17 protein-coding genes are annotated in these 18,393 nt (G+C 40.8%); all 17 read right to left on the bottom strand.

The window, feature by feature from the left end:
- Positions 1-81: 81 nt before the first annotated feature.
- Positions 82-297, bottom strand: a complete 216-nt coding sequence (locus tag ACT3RM_RS07240) for an EF-hand domain-containing protein (RefSeq protein ID WP_441993729.1) — start codon at positions 295-297, stop codon at positions 82-84.
- Between the two features lie 81 nt (positions 298-378).
- Positions 379-588, bottom strand: coding sequence for a calmodulin (locus ACT3RM_RS07235; protein ID WP_441993728.1), 210 nt, complete (start codon positions 586-588; stop codon positions 379-381).
- A 158-nt stretch (positions 589-746) separates the two neighbouring features.
- Positions 747-959 carry an EF-hand domain-containing protein gene (locus tag ACT3RM_RS07230; RefSeq protein WP_441994730.1) on the bottom strand — a complete coding sequence of 71 codons (213 nt, stop codon included), beginning with the start codon at positions 957-959 and terminating at the stop codon, positions 747-749.
- Positions 960-1,666: 707 nt separating this feature from the next.
- A complete protein-coding gene (locus ACT3RM_RS07225) occupies positions 1,667-1,999 on the bottom strand; it encodes a Na+/H+ antiporter subunit G (protein ID WP_441835974.1) in 333 nt (110 codons plus the stop codon).
- Between the two features lie 16 nt (positions 2,000-2,015).
- Entirely contained in the window at positions 2,016-2,285 is a 270-nt protein-coding gene (locus tag ACT3RM_RS07220; RefSeq protein ID WP_441835975.1) for a K+/H+ antiporter subunit F, read from the bottom strand.
- Positions 2,279-2,815: a Na+/H+ antiporter subunit E gene (locus tag ACT3RM_RS07215; protein WP_441835976.1), complete on the bottom strand. Its 537-nt coding sequence runs from the start codon at positions 2,813-2,815 to the stop codon at positions 2,279-2,281. Before ACT3RM_RS07215 ends, ACT3RM_RS07220 begins: the two co-directional genes overlap by 7 nt.
- A gap of 1 nt (position 2,816) precedes the next feature.
- On the bottom strand, positions 2,817-4,334 hold the full coding sequence (locus ACT3RM_RS07210) for a monovalent cation/H+ antiporter subunit D (protein WP_441835977.1): 1,518 nt from the start codon (positions 4,332-4,334) through the stop codon (positions 2,817-2,819).
- Positions 4,331-4,678 (bottom strand): Na+/H+ antiporter subunit C, encoded by a 348-nt coding sequence (locus tag ACT3RM_RS07205; RefSeq protein WP_441835978.1) that lies wholly within the window; start codon positions 4,676-4,678, stop codon positions 4,331-4,333. The genes ACT3RM_RS07210 and ACT3RM_RS07205 overlap by 4 nt, the downstream gene beginning before the upstream one ends.
- Positions 4,678-7,470, bottom strand: coding sequence for a monovalent cation/H+ antiporter subunit A (locus ACT3RM_RS07200; protein ID WP_441835979.1), 2,793 nt, complete (start codon positions 7,468-7,470; stop codon positions 4,678-4,680). The genes ACT3RM_RS07205 and ACT3RM_RS07200 overlap by 1 nt, the downstream gene beginning before the upstream one ends.
- A 211-nt stretch (positions 7,471-7,681) precedes the next feature.
- The gene (locus ACT3RM_RS07195) at positions 7,682-8,893 is read right to left on the bottom strand and encodes a hypothetical protein (protein WP_441835980.1); all 1,212 of its coding nucleotides are present in this window, start codon (positions 8,891-8,893) and stop codon (positions 7,682-7,684) included.
- Positions 8,877-9,755, bottom strand: coding sequence for a lipoprotein NlpI (gene nlpI, locus ACT3RM_RS07190; protein WP_441835981.1), 879 nt, complete (start codon positions 9,753-9,755; stop codon positions 8,877-8,879). Before nlpI ends, ACT3RM_RS07195 begins: the two co-directional genes overlap by 17 nt.
- Before the next feature lie 135 nt (positions 9,756-9,890).
- Positions 9,891-12,014 (bottom strand): polyribonucleotide nucleotidyltransferase, encoded by a 2,124-nt coding sequence (gene pnp / locus ACT3RM_RS07185; RefSeq protein ID WP_441835982.1) that lies wholly within the window; start codon positions 12,012-12,014, stop codon positions 9,891-9,893.
- Between the two features lie 327 nt (positions 12,015-12,341).
- Entirely contained in the window at positions 12,342-12,611 is a 270-nt protein-coding gene (gene rpsO / locus ACT3RM_RS07180) for a 30S ribosomal protein S15 (RefSeq protein ID WP_006793376.1), read from the bottom strand.
- Positions 12,612-12,719: 108 nt separating this feature from the next.
- Positions 12,720-13,670, bottom strand: a complete 951-nt coding sequence (gene truB, locus ACT3RM_RS07175; protein WP_441836313.1) for a tRNA pseudouridine(55) synthase TruB — start codon at positions 13,668-13,670, stop codon at positions 12,720-12,722.
- Positions 13,670-14,077 (bottom strand): 30S ribosome-binding factor RbfA, encoded by a 408-nt coding sequence (gene rbfA / locus ACT3RM_RS07170; RefSeq protein ID WP_441836314.1) that lies wholly within the window; start codon positions 14,075-14,077, stop codon positions 13,670-13,672. The genes truB and rbfA overlap by 1 nt, the downstream gene beginning before the upstream one ends.
- 109 nt (positions 14,078-14,186) lie before the next feature.
- Entirely contained in the window at positions 14,187-16,844 is a 2,658-nt protein-coding gene (gene infB / locus ACT3RM_RS07165; RefSeq protein WP_441836315.1) for a translation initiation factor IF-2, read from the bottom strand.
- Between the two features lie 25 nt (positions 16,845-16,869).
- The gene (nusA, locus tag ACT3RM_RS07160; RefSeq protein ID WP_441833759.1) at positions 16,870-18,369 is read right to left on the bottom strand and encodes a transcription termination factor NusA; all 1,500 of its coding nucleotides are present in this window, start codon (positions 18,367-18,369) and stop codon (positions 16,870-16,872) included.
- Positions 18,370-18,393: the final 24 nt, after the last annotated feature.

Below are 18,393 nucleotides of genomic sequence, written 5' to 3'. Positions count from 1 at the left end.
AAGCAGCTAAGTATTAACTACTAAGCTGCTTTGTGAGTATGATTTTTTAGCTAAAGCCACATGGCTTAAGTCTTTACTTATTTATTGAACTTTTGAGAATTCTTCTTTAGAAAGCTCACCATTTCCATCTACATCTAAATCATCAAATATCTGCACCAACTGCTGATTTACTTGCGCTTCGCTTTGAGAAATGACGCCGTCACCGTCTGCATCAAAAGAAGCAAAGTCAACCGCAGCAAAAGCAGCTGAAGAAGACACAAGTGCTACAAGTGCTAGTGTTTTATTTAGTGTTTTCATAATTAATTCCTTAGGTTTTTAACCTGATTAGAGATAAAAGTCTTTTTTAAAAATCCTTTAAGAGCCAAAGGAAAAGCAAAATTAATATTCAAAAAAATCATTTTCTGTAAAACCATCACGCCTATGAACATCCATATTTTTAAGTTGTTCAAATGACTCAGCTACCGATGTTTCTGATTGGCTAATTGATACATTATCGTCTAAATTAGGTGTCTCAAAATCAGTGTTTGCAAATACGACTGATGATGAAACCAAGGCTGTAAGTACAAGAATAGATTGCAGCTTTATCATAATTTAATCCTTAAATAATTTCCGTGCTTTAACTAAAAATTTGCTCTGCGGTACTCGCCACATCCTGGTTATTCTCTTTAATAGGCTCCTTGCCTAATTAGGTTGTCTTTGGCAACTCAGAATTTAAGTAATATCGCAGAGCATAAACCTTGTAAGGCTTACGCCTTAGAAAACTCATCTTCTGACAGTTCGCCGTTTTGGTCGGTATCAAGCTCTGTAAACTGACTCATGAGTTCACTGTCAATTGATGCCTCAGCTTGGCTAATTACGCCATCGCCATCTGTGTCAAAAGTGTCAAAATCTGTTGCTGCAAAAGCCGTTGATGAAGAAGCTAAAGCCATTAATACCAGCGTTGATTTAAATGTATTCATCATGTAATTCCTTCATTGGGTTATGCGATTAGGCTTAAAGCCTTTTACGATGTTTTTGCTAAATACAGGTTAGGTATTACAACTTCGATGCCATGTTTTTAAAAGTAATTTAAAACAATCACTTAGCTAGGATTTTCATAAAACCAGAAGCAAATAGACTGAGCTTATGTTGCTTTTTAGCAACAGCCATTTATGATAAAAATATAAAACATTATAAATCAATAGGTTAAAACTTATAAACAAGACACACACTTTGTAGAAAGACGACAAAAGTAATATTTTTAGTCATCATCAGCATAAACCTACTCTGAACATATAAAAAGTAGGTATTTTTTTAATCCAAATAAATACTCTAACCAACTGATATTAAGTACTAAAGTTAGTTTTCATATTGTTTTATTATAAAGTTTGAGGGGGGCATCTTAAAAAAGGCAGTTTTGTTGCCAAATGGCGTAATAATTTGAAGTTATTAAGTATTAGCGGTTGGTTATTACCAAACAATTTAAAGCAAATGCTATTTATTCGAAAGTTACAAAGAGGCATTTACATATATTCTACAGCAGAGCTTACATACAACTGATACGTGACTTACCCCCTTTTAATAAGCTCTTAATATGCTTTTTGTATTGTATATCTGAGCCTAAAAGCAAAAAACCGAGTAAAATTAATCACTCGGCTTTTATATAGTTAGTAAAAACAACGCAACACTAATCGTCTTTAATCTTATCAAGACCTTTAGTGCCATCTTTAGCTTTTAGCTTATGATGAATAGCGGACTTAATTAACATATAACCGCTGATTGGTGCTGTGATCAATAAAAAGATCGAGATCAAAACCTCTTTGACACTCACCCCATCTTGGCTGTTACTAAAGTAAACCATTGCCGCTATTAATACGCTTGCCATGCCCAATGTGGTCGCTTTTGTTGGGCCGTGCAAACGCATAAAAAAATCAGGCATTTTAATTAGGCCAATAGAGCCGATTAAAATAAATGTGCCACCGATTAATAAAAAAATTGAAACTACCCATTCACTTAACATCAGTTATCCCCAGCTTTTATTCTATTATGTCGCCGCGTAGTAAATACTTACATAACGCAACGGTACTGACAAAGCCTAGCATGGCAATAAGTAGTGCAGCTTCAAAGTAAAGCCCAGTGCCCATGCTCATGCCATATAAAATAATTAGCGCAATACTATTAATATACATTGTATCAAGGGCTAAAATACGGTCGGGTACAGAGGGCCCAACCAGTAAACGCCATAAATTTAGCAATAGCGAAATACCTATCATCGAAAAAACGATTAAAAAGACGATTTCTAACATCCGAAAATCTCCTTTAAGGGAGCTTCATAGCGTTTTTTTATATCCTTGATGAGCGCTTCTTCATCGGCTAAATCAAGCACATGAATTAATAAAAAACGCGGTGTGGTAAAGTCATCATCTGCAAGTGACTCATGAATCGGATACACTTCAGCGCTCACTGTACCAGGTGTGAGTGATACCGTACTTGCCAAAATAGTAATAGGTATCTCATGCTTCAAATCTAAAGGGATTTTAACAAAACCAGGTCGCAATTTTTTTACCGGGCCAATGATCAATAAGGCAACCTGAACATTAGCCGTAACAATATCTAAAAGTACTACAACTAGTTGTTTAAGGGCTAAGGTTGGACGAAGAATTAACGGTTGTGGCTCACGAAATGGAAAAGTGATCCACGGAATAGTAATCGCAAAAAAGGCCGCTAATACTAAATGCCCAGGAGACACACTGTTATTTAATAATAACCACACAACAAACAATAGTACGCTGCGAAAAGGCGTAGGCAACCAACGAAAACGAGACTCTAAACGCATCTTATTGCCCCCTGTGCAATACGTTGTTAATACCACCACTAATATCATGTAATTGCGCGGCCGTCGCTAACATATAGTCACTAATTGGGCCGGCAAATACGACCATTAAAGGTGAACAGGCAAGTAAAGTAATTATTGCGATCACTTGCAGTGGATGTGCATTAACACCGTCTAGTGGATCACCCCCTTTTTGCGTGCGATCCCAAAACAAACTAGTACCGGCGCGTGATAACGCCACCAATAACGCTAAACTCGCTAATAAATAGATGGGCCAAAACCACAACGCTTGTTCACTATTTAAGGTCGTTTTCAAAATCCATATTTTACCGATAAAGCCTGATAATGGCGGCATACCAATAACCGCGAGTGCTGCAACTAAAAAGCAAATACCCAATAAAAACGGCTGGGCAACGGCCCTACCTGCAACAAGCCTATCACTGACTTTACCACGCTGGCGCGAAATTAAATCAGCAATTAAAAATAGCACCGCGCAAACTAATGTTGAGTGCACTAAATAATACAATAAGGCCGCTGTGGCAGTTTCGTTTTGAATGGCGATTAACGCCACTAACGTACCGACTGAAATAATCACAGAGTTTGCAATTAAACGGCGAAAATCCTGGCTGGCTAACACTCCTATCGCACCAATAATAATGGTCGCGAGCGCTAAGCCCCATAGCCACGGCTGTACCATGTGCGATAAATACCCGGCTTCGTCACCAAAAATAACCGTATACACACGTAACATCGCGTATACACCAACTTTGGTCATAATGGCAAATAAAGCTGCAACTACCGGCATAGCACTACTATAAGTGTTAGGTAGCCATAAATGTAATGGCAATAACGCCCCTTTGAGAGCAAAAACAATCAGTAATAACAAGCCACCAATTTTTGCTAAGAAAATATCATCACCTGTCAGCGTCGGCATTTTCTGCGCCATATCAGCAATATTTAGCGTACCAAGTACCCCATAGAGCGTACCTAAGGCAATCAAAAACACACTCGAACCGACTAAATTAAGTATTACGTAATGGAGCGCTGCACGAGTATTTTGTTTATCACCGGCGTGCATTAATAGTGCGTAAGAAGCAATAAGTAACACTTCAAAAAATACAAATAGGTTAAATAAGTCGCCAGTCAAAAATGCGCCATTAACCCCAAGTACTAAAAAGTGCACTAAAGGATGAAAAAAGCTACCTTGCTCGTCGTCACCCGCACAACTATATAAAACCACCATTAAACCTAAAAAAGAGGTTAACAGTACCAGCAGATTCGCTAATTTATCGGCAACCAGTACAATACCAAAAGGTGCACTCCAGTTACCTATGGCATAAACCACCACCCCACTGCTATTGACTTCAATAAGCAATAATATACTGGCGGCTAAGGTAATTAATGCCATGATCACTGACGCATAACGGCGAATAGTGACGCTTTTACCACATGGCGGTAAAAGTAAAATAATTCCTGCTAACATCGGTAGCAAAATTGGCAATGAAGCTAAATGTTGGATCATTTTGACTCCTTGCTATCAGGCTTAACCACATGGCCATCAACATGGTCGTTTCCTAAATCACCTCGACCACGAATAGCTAATATCACTACAAAAGCGGTCATAGCAAAGCCAATAACGATAGCCGTTAACACTAAAGCTTGCGGTAACGGATCGGCATAATCGGAGTTTGTGCCTAGTACCACAGCTTTGTTAATTGTTAAGCGCCCAGCAGAAAACAAAAATAAGTTAACCGCATAAGAGAGCATAGTAAGCCCTAAAACTACGGGAAAAGTTCGTGCGCGTAAAATTAAATAAATACCACACGCAACTAATACCCCAACACAGGATGCATACAATACTTCCATTAAATATTTACCTCTTGCTTGGGTGTCTCGGCTGTTAACTTACCGAGCGTCGCTAAGATCATCAAGGTTGCACCAACAACCGTTAAGTACACACCTAAATCAAACACAATGGCACTGGCAAGTTCGGTTTTACCAATCCATGGAATTGCAAAATAATCAAACCAAGTGGTTAAAAATGGTTTATCGAAGAACCAACTACCAACGCCTGTAAACAGGGCAATAGCGATGCCCGAAGCAATAATTTTACGGTAGTTCACATCAAAGCGCTCTGAAATCCAAATAGAGCCATGTGCCATATACTGTAAAATAAAGGCAATAGATGTCACCAGTCCTGCAATAAAGCCACCGCCGGGTAAATTATGACCCCGTAAGAATATATAGGCAGACACTAATAGTGCCAACGGCAGTAAACTCTGCGAGATACTAGCAAGCAATATAGGATGACGCTCACGCGCCCAAGGACGCCCTTCTCCGTCACTGCCCGGCATAAATAACGGTAATTTCACCAGTAACTTATAAATACCTAATGCGGCTATACCTAGTACGGTAATTTCGCCCAAGGTATCAAATCCCCTAAAGTCAACAAGGATAACGTTTACCACGTTAGTACCTCCGCCGCCGGTTTTAGCGTTAGCAACAAAAAACTGTGAAATTGACTCAAGCGGACGCGTTAATAACGCATAGCAAATACTGGCTACGACTACACCAATCGCTCCAGAAAAGCCGATGTCACGTAGCATGCGTAACGAGCTCGACTCTTTGGGTGTACGCTGTGGTAAAAAGAACAGTGCCAACATAAGTAAAATAACGGTAACTACTTCAACGGTTAACTGAGTCAGGGCTAAGTCAGGTGCTGAAAAACGGGTAAACACAATCGATACCATTAAACCAACAATAGAGATCATTAATAACGAAATCATTCTGGCACGATGCCAAATAACGGTCGCAAATGCACCAATGATCAATAAGCCTGCGCCAATCGCATTATGAAAATCGACAGGGGTTAATTCGCTTCTTCCAGCTAGCTGATGCATTTCAAATAACGGCCAACCTGCTGCAAATAACACCACTAACAACATTAAAAATAAATAACGTTGTAGCGAGCCATTTTCAATATGCTTAACTTTACCTTGGCACCAATGAATAAGTGCATATAAGCCTTTCTCAAAACTTTTCTTAGCATTAAAATTAGGAAGTGATGCCTGAAACTTAAACAAATGTTTACGCTGCACGTAAATCAATAACCCGCAGCACGTAGCAATCAAGCTCATCATTAGCGGTAAATTAAAACCATGCCACACTGATAATGTATATTCTGGTTTACTTTCACCAAGTACCGCAAGTGAGGCGGCAGCTAAAATGTCACTCACAGCAAAACCTGGGAAGATACCCACTAAAATACACAACACCACTAATATTTCGATTGGTACACGCATATAACGCGGCGGCTCATGAGGCTGCTTAGGAAGATCTATTGGGTCGCCGTTAAAGAATACGTCGTGAATAAAGCGCGCAGAATAAGCCACCGCTAATGCACCCGCAACGGTCGCTAATACCGGAATTAACCACGACATTGAACCAAGTACTTGCTGATGCAGCGTTTCGGCAAAAAACATTTCTTTTGATAAGAAACCATTTAATAATGGTACGCCAGCCATAGCCGCGGCCGCCACCATAGCAAGCGTTGCGGTATAAGGCATAAATCGCCACATACCGTTAAGTTTACGCATATCGCGGGTACCAGTTTCATGGTCAATAATACCCGTTGCCATAAATAACGACGCTTTAAACGTGGCATGATTAATAATATGGAATATCGCCGCAACAGTGGCAAGTTCGGTGTCTAAACCAAGTAATAAAGTAATTAACCCTAAATGACTGATGGTCGAATACGCGAGTAATCCCTTCAAGTCGTGTTTAAATAAGGCAATATAGGCACCCACTAATAAGGTAGCCAGACCCGTTAAGGCCACTAATAAAAACCAAATTTCAGTGCCGGCCAGTGCCGGATACATCCGCGCCAGTAAAAAGATACCTGCTTTTACCATTGTGGCAGAGTGTAAGTAAGCACTAACAGGTGTCGGTGCGGCCATCGCATGAGGTAACCAAAAGTGAAAAGGAAATTGCGCTGACTTAGTAAAAGCACCCAACAATACTAATACCAGAGCAAGCTCGTATAAGTCATGGGATTGGATAAGTGCTTTGCTGGCTAAAATAACATCAAGGTTGTAGCTACCAACTATATCACCAAGTAACAGCAAACCACCAAGTAGCGCTAGACCGCCAGCGCCGGTGATTGCCAGCGCCATACGCGCGCCCTTGCGAGCTTCAGATTTGTGCCACCAATAACTGATGAGTAAAAACGAGCTGATACTGGTTAATTCCCAAAATAACCAAAGCTGAATCACATTGTTAGACATCACAATGCCGATCATCGCGGTCATAAACAGCATTAAATAGCAAAATAGCTTTGCCATTGAGTCATCATTACTTAAATAATAACGCGAGTAAAATATTACTAAAATACCAATCCCAAGGATCATGTACAGAAACAATAAGGTTAAGCCGTCGAGTCGAAATGCTATTTCTATGCCCAGAGCAGGGATCCATTGCATGGTATAACGGATCACTTCACCATCAAAAATGGCGGGAGTATGGTATAACGCAATAGCTAATGCTAATAACGGCGCCAACATAGTTAGCCCGGTACTTTTATTACGCGATAGCTTACTGGTGCATGAGGAAATAACACTGCCTATCAAGGATAGCAAGGGTATCCAGAGCAAAGTCATAATGAGGAACCTTTTAGAGTCATAAGAATATCAATACGCTGCTAGTTAATTTTAGTTGTGTACTGGTCATATGGAATGGTTTTAATTCACTTTAAAAAACGCTTTATAAGGATATAGTTATACTGATCAGAGGGCATTTTGTCTATAGTAGCAGGGCCTATTCGCTGTAATTTTAAGCACCCTTCACATTAAATTCAGATTGTTTACAGAATTATTCACTCAGGTTTTTATTTATCATATTGTTGATGCCTCTATCTGCCTCAGAAAAACGGCTAAATAAATCAGTATATCTAAGCGGTTTAACTGATAAATCATCAACTTGTTGCTGCCATAAACGTCTGTATTCTGCCGACAAAGGTTGCTGTTGATACTGCATAATCGAAAAGTTTTTAGCCGGTTTATAAGCCTTCCCAGCTTGGTTGCATGCCTGACTAAGATGCCACCCTTCTGGTGGTGGATTACCATGGCTAATAAAGAGATTAGGCGCGACTCTCCCCGCTAACCCACATAACCATTGTTGTTTAGCAATTGGTAGTGGGTACTCATCTTCAAAACCACTGAAATGCATAAGCTCATGCAAAAATACCCCATAATGACTATTTGAACTTAAGTGCATAATACCACTTTGCACACTTGCGGTGCCTTTACGCGGCATCATCACAATAAAGTCAAAACCTTCCGCTAAGCGGGTCTTTTCAAAAAAAGGCCGCCACTGACAATATGCACGCTGCTTTGGATTATTATTACAGCTAATTTTTTTACCAAGATAAACCGGCGCTGACAAACAAAAGCTACCCTCGCTTGGCTCTGGTTGCTGCTGGTAACGTGTTTTATACGTATTAAGCACCTCTAAACCTTGCAAGTGATCGCTCATTAATAACACATTAAAGCGACACTTTAAGCTGGCTTTGGCTTGCTGGGCATTTAGTAAAAAAGAATATTCTTTGGCAAACTGAGAACTAATTTCTCTTGGTAGTACCCCAAGATGCAGTTTAATGATTTCAAGTTCAGTACTGTTAGGAATTAATGATTGCTTGGCAAGCGCGGCCATATCAGGCCATTGCTTTAAACGCAGGAGTTGCTCAGCTAATTGCAGACGCTGTGGTGGTTTTTGTGTGACAACAGTACTTTCCCAGTAACGTTTAGCACGTTTTACATAGTCTTTCTCAAGTAGTCGTAACGACCAATGAAACGTTGCATCATGAACACCCAAAGTAACAAGTTCAAACAGGCTGTCATCGTTTACATCATTAAGGTGGCTTAAATAACGCCCAGGAAATTGAAAGTAACTTTGTGTTGTAGTTCGCGATTGCAGCTGGCTATGATAAAAAGCCAACTTAAAATAATGATTGCTTGAGCCTGCTATACATAACAAACCCAAACAACAAAGAGCAACTTTTAACGCATTAACTGGCGTCTTCACCTGCCATTATCTCCAGCTCTAACCGAGCGTATTTGTACTCAAGAAATTCATGAACATTGGTCGAAAGTGCTAAGCGAAAATAATCAGCGGCAAGATTAGTGTTACCTTCGGCTTGATGCTGCTTCGCTAAATAAAAATAGGCTTCGCATAAGCGCTGAGCGTACTCTTTTTCTGAGCTTACACCTTCACTTATGCTGTTTAAAAAAGTGTCTTCATCGATATCACCAGCGTACAAAGCTATTAATTGGTAAGCCCATTGGCTTTCATCAAGCCCTTGTGCATTAGATTTTAAGTCACCGAGCGCTTGCATCTGATCATCTTCTGCTTGCGCTAAATATAACCATAAAATACGGTATACATCGTTAGGAGATCGTGCTAAAAATTCACTAAAGTCAGCAGCAGCTAAACGTGGACGGTCGCCATAATAAAGCGCGATCCCTCTGCTAAGATAAGTGTACTCATGCTTATCGTTAAGCTCTAGTGCCGAATCAAAAAACTCATAGGCTTTTCCATACTGCTGCATTAGTGTTTGGTGTGTGCCTAAAAAATTATACACTTCAGATAAGTCAGGCTTCATTTTAACTGCACGATTAAAGTCAATACGAGCTAACGTCGTCATACCTAAACTGTCAAATAATACACCACGGTCATAATAAAGCTTGGCTTGCTGATCGGACGTTAAATCAGCGCGATTAAGTAATTCTGAATAGCGGGCAATGGCTATTTCGCTTCGAAAATCAGACGATAATGGTGCGGTAAAAGGCACATTAACAATCGGTGCGGGTTGTGCATCTGATGTAGCTTGGCAAGCGCTTAAAGACAAAATAGCAAACGATGCCAAGGCTAAATGTTTAAAAATCATTAAAATCCTTAATACCTGAAAAGTAAGCAATATAGACAAGACGTATATAAAGAGGTTTCATTAAAGCACAAAAAAAAAGGGCTAAACAGCCCCTTTTTACAGTATCCAGTAAATAACTGGATTAAATATCAACAATTATGCGTCGCTAGACTCATCAGCCGCAGGTGCTGACTCCATTGCTTCTTTAATACTTAGACGTACACGGCCTTGGCGATCTACTTCTAGTACTTTAACTTTAACTTCTTGACCTTCAGAAAGGTGATCAGCCACGTTATTAACGCGCTCAGTACTAATTTGAGAAATATGTACTAAACCATCTTTACCAGGAAGAATGTTTACAAACGCACCGAAATCAACAATACGTACAACTTTACCTTCGTAGATAGTACCTACTTCAAGTTCAGCAGTTAATTGCTCAATACGGCTAATTGCATTAGCTGCACTTTCGCCATCTGTAGCGGCAATTTTAATTGTGCCATCATCACCAATTTCAATCGTAGTACCTGTTTCTTCAGTAAGCTGACGAATAGTTGCGCCGCCTTTACCAATAACTTCAGCGATTTTCTTCTGTGGTATTTTCATCGTATAGATGCGTGGAGCAAACATAGAAAGCTCTTCAGACGGCGCTGAAATTGCTTCGTCCATTACACCTAAGATGTGTAAACGTGCAGCTTTTGCTTGTTTAAGGGCAATCTGCATGATCTCTTGAGTGATACCTTCAATTTTGATATCCATCTGTAGAGCTGTAATACCGTTTGAAGTACCCGCAACTTTAAAGTCCATGTCACCTAAGTGATCTTCATCACCTAAAATGTCAGAAAGAACAACGAACTTCTCGTCTTCTTTAACTAGACCCATAGCGATACCTGCAACAGAAGCTTTGATTGGTACACCTGCATTCATAAGTGCAAGTGAAGTACCACATACTGACGCCATTGAAGATGAACCGTTTGATTCAGTGATTTCAGATACTACACGGATTGAATATGGGAATTCAGTCAATGTTGGCATTACAGCAGAAATACCACGCTTAGCCAGGTTACCGTGACCAATTTCGCGACGCTTAGGAGAACCAACAAAACCAGTTTCGCCTACGCAGAACGGAGGGAAGTTGTAGTTAAGCATAAAGTGGTTTTTATGCGTGCCAGTTAAATCGTCGATTAACTGTGAATCACGTTCTGTACCTAGTGTAGCCGTAACTAATGCTTGAGTTTCACCACGGGTAAAGATAGCTGAACCATGAGTACGCGGTAATACACCGGTCATTACGTCAAGTGCGCGGATCATATCTGGTTCACGTCCATCGATACGCTTTTCGCCAGCGGCGATACGGCCACGAACGATTCTCTTCTCAAGAGAGCCAAATACTTTGCCTACTTCTTGCTTGTCTAAAGACTCGCCTTCAGCAAGTTCGCTCGTTAATGCTTCAACAACAACGTCTTTCGCTGCGCCTAATGCTTCTTTACGTGCTACTTTATCAGTGATGCGGTAAGCTTCGCCTACTTTATCTGCAGCTAAAGATGCAACTTTCTCTTCTAGAGATACGTTTTTCTCAGGAGCAGTCCAATCCCATGTAGGTTTGCCAGCTTCTGCTTTAAATTCGTTGATAGCGTTGATGATAGACTGAGATTGCTCATGACCATAAACAACCGCACCTAGCATTACGTCTTCAGCAAGTACGTCTGCTTCTGACTCAACCATTAGCACTGCGTTATCAGTACCCGCAACAACTAAATCAAGTTGGCTTTCTTCAAGCTCTTTTAGTGTTGGGTTAAGTACATATTCACCGTCGATGTAACCAACACGTGATGCACCAATTGGACCGCTAAATGGAATACCAGAGATGGCAAGTGCCGCTGAAGTACCAATCATCGCAACCATATCCGGTTGAATTTCAGGATTAACAGAAACAACAGTAGCAATAACTTGTACTTCGTTTACGAAACCATTTGGGAAAAGTGGACGAATTGGACGGTCAATAAGACGTGCGATAAGTGTTTCACCGTCGTTAGGACGACCTTCACGTTTTAAGAAGCCACCAGGAATACGACCTGCAGCGTACATACGCTCTTGGTAGTTAACTGTTAGTGGGAAAAAGTCTTGACCAGGTTGTGCTTCACGCTTACCAACAACAGTAACTAATACTGAAGTGTCGCCAATACTTGCAAGTACAGCGCCGTCTGCTTGACGAGCGATTGCACCAGTTTCTAGGGTTACAGTGTGCTGACCTAGTTGAAATTCTTTAATAATTGCTTGCACTTAAAATGTCCTTAAATGATTTTTAAATGTTCTAAATTTTTCATCAAAGTACCAATTACAGTACATAATTGTATTCAGTTGGAAATCAATTAAGTACTACAATTGGCAATGATGTGAATAAACGTAGATAAACCTTTTTATCTACGCGCATAGTATATACCAAAGCGACGTAAAAATGCGAGTCCAGCATTTAATAAAAAGAGTGACTAATATGCAGCGGTTGTAACCGCAAATTAGAGAGAGATTATCACATGTTTTGAAGAGCTTAGATTAAACTACAGGCACAAAAAAAGGAGCTAAAAAGCTCCTTTTTTGATAATCAATTGCTTAGCGACGTAGGCCAAGTTCTTTGATTAACGCAGTATAACGCGAGATATCTTTACCTTTAAGGTAATCAAGCAATTTACGACGAGTGCTTACTTTACGAAGCAGACCACGACGAGAGTGGAAGTCATGCTTGTGATCAGCAAAGTGACCTTGAAGCTTGTTGATATCAAAAGTTAAAAGTGCAACTTGTACTTCAGGTGAACCAGTGTCGCCTTCTGCACGTGCGAATTTTGCGATGATATCGATTTTTTCTTGATTGCTTAGTGACATAGTAACTCCAAAAATAAATTTAAAAGGTGCTTTAGCCGATCACTAATTCAGCCAAAACGATTAAGCGTGCGCATTTTACCAGCTTACAGCATAACTACAAGTTAAACTTTATGAGTTTTCTGGTAATTGGTTAGATAAGCCACGCTTTGACTTTAAGTGGCCATCACGGTTTTTTTCACCAGTGCCAATAAAAGTACCCGCAGCCATAACCTTAACAGGCCCATCAGGGAGTGGCTGACCTATCACTACCGCTTGGCCGTGACTAAAAGCAAGGCCTTGTTCATGGCTTATCTCAATCACTGGTAAGTCAACTAATGCTGTATCTATTGGCAATAACAGCGTATCTAAATATACAGAAGGTGATAATTCTTCTGTTTGTGCCTGTTGTAGCTTTTCTTCAAGCTGCTCAAGAGTGACCATTTTATCGCTTGGATAATGACCCACTGCGCTACGATGAAGCATTATCACATGCGCACCACAACCTAGCTTTTCACCTAAATCATCTACGATAGTGCGAATGTACGTGCCTTTAGAAACATGTACGGTCATTTGTATTTCGTTACTTACTTCATCAAACTCATCAAGCGTAATACTATAAACGTTAATTTTTCGGCATTTACGCGGCACTTCAATGCCTTCACGGGCATACTTATACAAAGGCTTACCTTCGTACTTAAGTGCTGAGTACATTGACGGGTATTGTTCCGACTCACCTAAAAAATCAGCCACTTCCTTGCTTAACTGCGCGTGTGTGACATTGACTTCTTTACTGCTGACTACTTCACCTTCTGAGTCAGACGTAGTTGTGCGTTCACCTAGCTTAGCCCGTACTACATAGGTTTTATCTATATCGAGTAAAAACTGGGAAAACTTAGTCGCTTCACCAAAACAGATTGGTAACATCCCGGTCGCCAGCGGATCCAGTGCACCGGTGTGCCCCGCTTTTTGTGCAAAGTAAATACCTTTAGCTTGTTGCAACGCTTTATTAGATGTAATGCCTTCTGGCTTATTTAATAATAAAATACCGTCAATTGGGCGACCTTTACTGCGCCTAGCCATTAGTCTTTTGTGCCTTCTTCGTTATCTGTTTCATCATCAATGTGCTTAGCGTTATCTTCACGAATAACTGAATCCACTAAGTTAGAGATACGCATCCCTTCCATTAATGAATTATCAACTGTGAATTTAAGCTCTGGCATAATACGCGCACGAATACGCTTGCCTAATAACGAGCGAATGTAACCGGTTGCTTCGTTAAGTACTTTGGCACTTTGTTTTGCTGCGTTTTCATCTTCGGTGTTATATACCGTGATAAATACTTTGGCATAAGATAAGTCGCGCGATACTTCTACCGCAGACACTGTCACCATACCTAAGCGTGGATCTTTAATTTCGCGTTGTAAAATCACGGCAATTTCTTTTTGAATTTGCTGTGCAACACGATCAGTGCGAGAAAACTCTCTCATTGTACTGGTCCTAAAAATATAACTTATTGAAAAATAATAATAAGATAATTAAATAATAGATACACAAATGGGGGCTAAGCCCCCATTTATTAGTTTAGCAAGTTAACAATTAAAGACTACGTTGTACTTCAACTGTTTCAAATACTTCGATTTGGTCGCCAACTTTAACATCATTGTAGTTCTTAACGCCGATACCACATTCCATACCGTTACGAACGTCTTGAACATCATCTTTAAAGCGACGTAATGACTCAAGCTCCCCTTCGTAAATAACCACGTTTTCACGAAGTACACGAATTGGTGCGCTACGCTTAATAGTACCTTCAGTAACCATACAACCAGCGATAGCGCCAATTTTAGGTGACTTAAATACATCACGTACTTGAGCAAGACCAATGATCTCTTGTTTGAATTCAGGCGCAAGCATACCAGACATTGCCTGTTTAACTTCGTCAATCAAGCTGTAAATAACGCCATAGTAACGTAGGTCTAAGTTCTCAGTATCGATAACCTTACGAGCAGATGCATCAGCACGAACGTTAAAGCCAACTACAATCGCGTTAGACGCTGCAGCAAGTGTTGCGTCTGTTTCAGTTATACCACCAACACCAGAGCCAACAATCTTCACTTTAACTTCATCAGTAGAGAGTTTAGTTAGTGAATCTGCAATCGCTTCAATTGAACCTTGAACGTCTGCTTTAAGCACGATGTTAACTTCAGATACATCGCCTTCAGTCATGTTAGTAAACATGTTCTCAAGTTTCGCTTTTTGCTGACGAGCAAGTTTAACATCGCGGAATTTACCTTGGCGATATAAAGCAACTTCACGCGCTTTACGCTCATCCTTAACAACAGTCGCTTCATCACCGGCCGCAGGAATACCTGACAAACCTAGAATTTCAACTGGAATTGAAGGACCCGCAGACTTGATGTCTTTACCGTTTTCATCTTTCATTGCACGTACGCGGCCGTATTCAAGACCACATAGTACGATATCACCTTGGTTTAGTGTACCAGACTGCACAAGCACAGAAGCAACAGGACCACGACCTTTATCAAGGCGAGATTCAATTACCACACCCGCTGCCATACCTTCACTAGGAGCTGATAGCTCTAATAACTCAGCTTGGTTTACTATCGCTTCAAGTAAATCATCAATACCTAAACCTGTTTTTGCAGAGATATGAACAAATTGTGTTTCACCGCCCCAGTCTTCAGGAATAACGTCAAATTGAGATAACTCGTTTTTAACGCGATCTGGATCTGCGCCTTCTTTATCCATTTTGTTAACAGCAATAATTAAAGGAACGCCAGCTGCGCGAGCATGCTGTACCGCTTCTTTAGTTTGTGGCATTACGCCATCATCTGCTGCAACGACTAGGATTACGATATCAGTTGCTTTCGCACCACGTGCACGCATTGAAGTAAACGCAGCATGACCAGGGGTATCTAAGAACGTGATCATGTGGCCGTTAGTGTCAACGTGGTATGCACCAATATGCTGAGTAATACCACCGGCTTCGCCTGATGCTACTTTTGCTTCACGAATATAATCAAGTGTTGATGTTTTACCATGGTCAACGTGACCCATTACAGTAACAACAGGAGCACGTGGTTCAGATTTGCCATCTTCATGACGGTCGTTCAGTACTGTTTGCTCTAATTCGTTTTCATTAACAATGATAACCTTGTGACCCATTTCCTCTGCAACAAGTTGCGCAGTTTCTTGGTCTATCACTTGGTTAATAGTAACCATGTCACCCATTTTCATCATTGTTTTGACAACTTCAGCGCCTTTAATGGCCATGCGTGATGCAAGCTCAGCTACTGTGATTGTTTCGCTAATGCGTACTTCATTTTTCACATCCGCAGTTGGCTTTTGGAAGCCATGCTGTAGTGATGTAGGAGCTTTAAGCTTACCTTTTTTTCCCTTAGAACCAGCGAACCGATCCTTTCCTGGTGCTTTTTTCTTTTTCTTCGCACGGCGTGAACCTTGCTCATCACGCGCATCAGCAACATCTTCTGCTTCACGTGCGTAAGTTGAAGTCGTAAGATGGTGATCCGCGGTTTCTTCACGTTTCTTACGTTCTTCTTCTTCTTTCTTCCAGCGTACTGAGTTCTCTTCAGCTAGCTTTCTTGCCTCTTCTGCTTGACGTTTCGCTTCTTCTTCAGCTTTATTCAATGCGGCCTCTTCTGCTTCTTTTTGCAGACGCTCAGCTTCGATGCGATCTTTCTCAGACTTAGCACTTTGCTCAGGGGTCATCTGCTGTTGTTTCGCTAAACGTTCAGCATCAGCTTTTCGTTTAGCTTCTTCTTTCGCTTTACGATCAGCTTCTTCTTTGGCTTTACGTTCAGCGTCTTGTTTGGCTTTAAGCTCAGCAGCTTCTTTTGCTGCTTGCTCTTGTTCAGCACGATGTGCTGCTTCTTCAGCGGCTAAGCGTTCTTGTTCTTGCTGTTGCTCAAGAGCGCTTTTTTTAACGTAAGTGCGGGTTTTACGCACTTCAACTTGTACCGCTTTCGCTTTACCGGTAGAGCCGGTTACACTTAGTGTGCTTTTGCTCTTACGCTGTAAGGTCATACGTGCAGGGCCATCAGAACCCGTGCCACCGTGTGATTTACTTAAGTGATCAAGTAATGTCGCTTTTTCAGTTTCAGTAACATTATCACCAGCTTGTTTGGTAATACCGGCTTGTGAAAACTGCTGTAGCAATTTATCAACAGTTGTACCTATATCTCCGGCTAGTTTTTCAACGTTTACTTCTGCCATGGTGTATTATACCTCCGTTAATAAATTACTCGTCTGCAAACCAACAAATATTACGTGCAGCCATGATAAGCTCACCAGCTTTCTCTGAAGAAAGCTCTGTAATATCCACTAATTCATCTATGCCTTGTTCGGCTAAATCTTCTAACGTTATAACCCCTTTACTGGCCATAACAAATGCTAAATGACGCTCTAAGCCTTCAAGCGTAAGTAAGTCTTCAGCTGGTTCTACACCATCTAAGCTTTCTTCATCTTTAAGTGCTTTAGTCGTTAATGCGTCTTTAGCGCGTGAACGAAGTGCGTCCACAGTTTCTTCATCTAAACCATCAATTTCTAAAAACTCAGAGGCTGGTACATATGCTACTTCTTCAAGGGTTGAGAAACCTTCGTTAATTAGTAGTGATGCAAACTCATCATCAATATCTAGATATTGAGTGAATAAGTTAATTAACTTATCTGATTCAGCTTCGTTTTTAGTACGCATGTCTTCAACAGTCATGACGTTCAATTCCCAACCAGTTAACTGACTAGCAAGACGTACATTTTGACCATTTCGACCAATCGCTTGTGCTAAGTTATCGGCTTCTACTGCGATATCCATTGAGTGAGTGTCTTCATCCATTACGATTGATGCAACTTCAGCAGGCGCCATTGAATTAATAACAAACTGCGCAGGGTTATCATCGTATAAAACGATATCAACACGTTCGCCGCCAAGCTCTGATGAAACAGCTTGAACACGTGCGCCACGCATACCAACACACGCTCCAACAGGATCAATACGTTTGTCGTTAGATTTAACAGCGATTTTAGCGCGAGATCCTGGATCACGTGCAGCTGCACGAAGTTCAATCATTTCTTCGCCAATCTCTGGCACCTCAATGCGGAATAACTCCATTAACATTTCTGGCTTAGAACGCGTTACAAATAACTGTGCACCACGTGCTTCTGGTTTTACTTCATAAAGTAAACCACGAATACGATCACCTGGGCGGAAGTTTTCACGCGGTAACATATCGTCACGATAAATAACCGCCTCAGCGTTGTTACCTAAATCAAGTACGATTGCATCACGCGTGGCTTTTTTAACCACACCTGTTACTAACTCACCTTGTTGATCTTTATACGCTTCGACTACTAGTGCGCGCTCAGCCTCACGTACCTTTTGTACGATAACTTGCTTAGCCATTTGCGTAGTAATACGGTCAAACTTAATTGATTCAATTTGCTCTTCAACATAATCGCCCATTTGCAGGTCAGGTTCTTCAACTTGTGCCGCTTCTAAGGTAATTTCGCTGTAAGGGTTTTCTAATGAACCATCTTCTAAAATCTCGGCAATCTGCCAACGACGGTAAGTGTCGTAATCACCGGTTTTACGGTCGATTGCTACACGTACTTCAATGTCACCATCGTGCTTTTTCTTTGTCGCTGTCGCTAGTGCGAACTCTAATGCTTCAAAAATCTTTTCTTTTGGAACCGCTTTCTCATTGGAAACGGCTTCAGCAACCAATAATATCTCTTTTGCCATGGGTTATGCCTCGCTTGCCCTATT

This window comes from Pseudoalteromonas sp. AOP7-A1-14 (genome assembly GCF_052376275.1).
Lineage (GTDB): Bacteria > Pseudomonadota > Gammaproteobacteria > Enterobacterales > Alteromonadaceae > Pseudoalteromonas.
This window is presented reverse-complemented; position numbering and strand designations above follow the sequence as displayed.

Coding starts and splice junctions, on each gene's coding strand:
- nlpI (WP_441835981.1), bottom strand. CDS start 9,755: ATGATTTTTAAACATTTAGCCTTGGCATCGTTTGCTATTTTGTCTTTA.
- nusA (WP_441833759.1), bottom strand. CDS start 18,369: ATGGCAAAAGAGATATTATTGGTTGCTGAAGCCGTTTCCAATGAGAAA.
- ACT3RM_RS07230 (WP_441994730.1), bottom strand. CDS start 959: ATGAATACATTTAAATCAACGCTGGTATTAATGGCTTTAGCTTCTTCA.
- rpsO (WP_006793376.1), bottom strand. CDS start 12,611: ATGTCACTAAGCAATCAAGAAAAAATCGATATCATCGCAAAATTCGCA.
- ACT3RM_RS07215 (WP_441835976.1), bottom strand. CDS start 2,815: ATGCGTTTAGAGTCTCGTTTTCGTTGGTTGCCTACGCCTTTTCGCAGC.
- ACT3RM_RS07235 (WP_441993728.1), bottom strand. CDS start 588: ATGATAAAGCTGCAATCTATTCTTGTACTTACAGCCTTGGTTTCATCA.
- truB (WP_441836313.1), bottom strand. CDS start 13,670: ATGGCTAGGCGCAGTAAAGGTCGCCCAATTGACGGTATTTTATTATTA.
- ACT3RM_RS07220 (WP_441835975.1), bottom strand. CDS start 2,285: ATGTTAGAAATCGTCTTTTTAATCGTTTTTTCGATGATAGGTATTTCG.
- infB (WP_441836315.1), bottom strand. CDS start 16,844: ATGGCAGAAGTAAACGTTGAAAAACTAGCCGGAGATATAGGTACAACT.
- ACT3RM_RS07210 (WP_441835977.1), bottom strand. CDS start 4,334: ATGATCCAACATTTAGCTTCATTGCCAATTTTGCTACCGATGTTAGCA.
- rbfA (WP_441836314.1), bottom strand. CDS start 14,077: ATGAGAGAGTTTTCTCGCACTGATCGTGTTGCACAGCAAATTCAAAAA.
- ACT3RM_RS07240 (WP_441993729.1), bottom strand. CDS start 297: ATGAAAACACTAAATAAAACACTAGCACTTGTAGCACTTGTGTCTTCT.
- ACT3RM_RS07225 (WP_441835974.1), bottom strand. CDS start 1,999: ATGTTAAGTGAATGGGTAGTTTCAATTTTTTTATTAATCGGTGGCACA.
- ACT3RM_RS07200 (WP_441835979.1), bottom strand. CDS start 7,470: ATGACTTTGCTCTGGATACCCTTGCTATCCTTGATAGGCAGTGTTATT.
- ACT3RM_RS07205 (WP_441835978.1), bottom strand. CDS start 4,678: ATGGAAGTATTGTATGCATCCTGTGTTGGGGTATTAGTTGCGTGTGGT.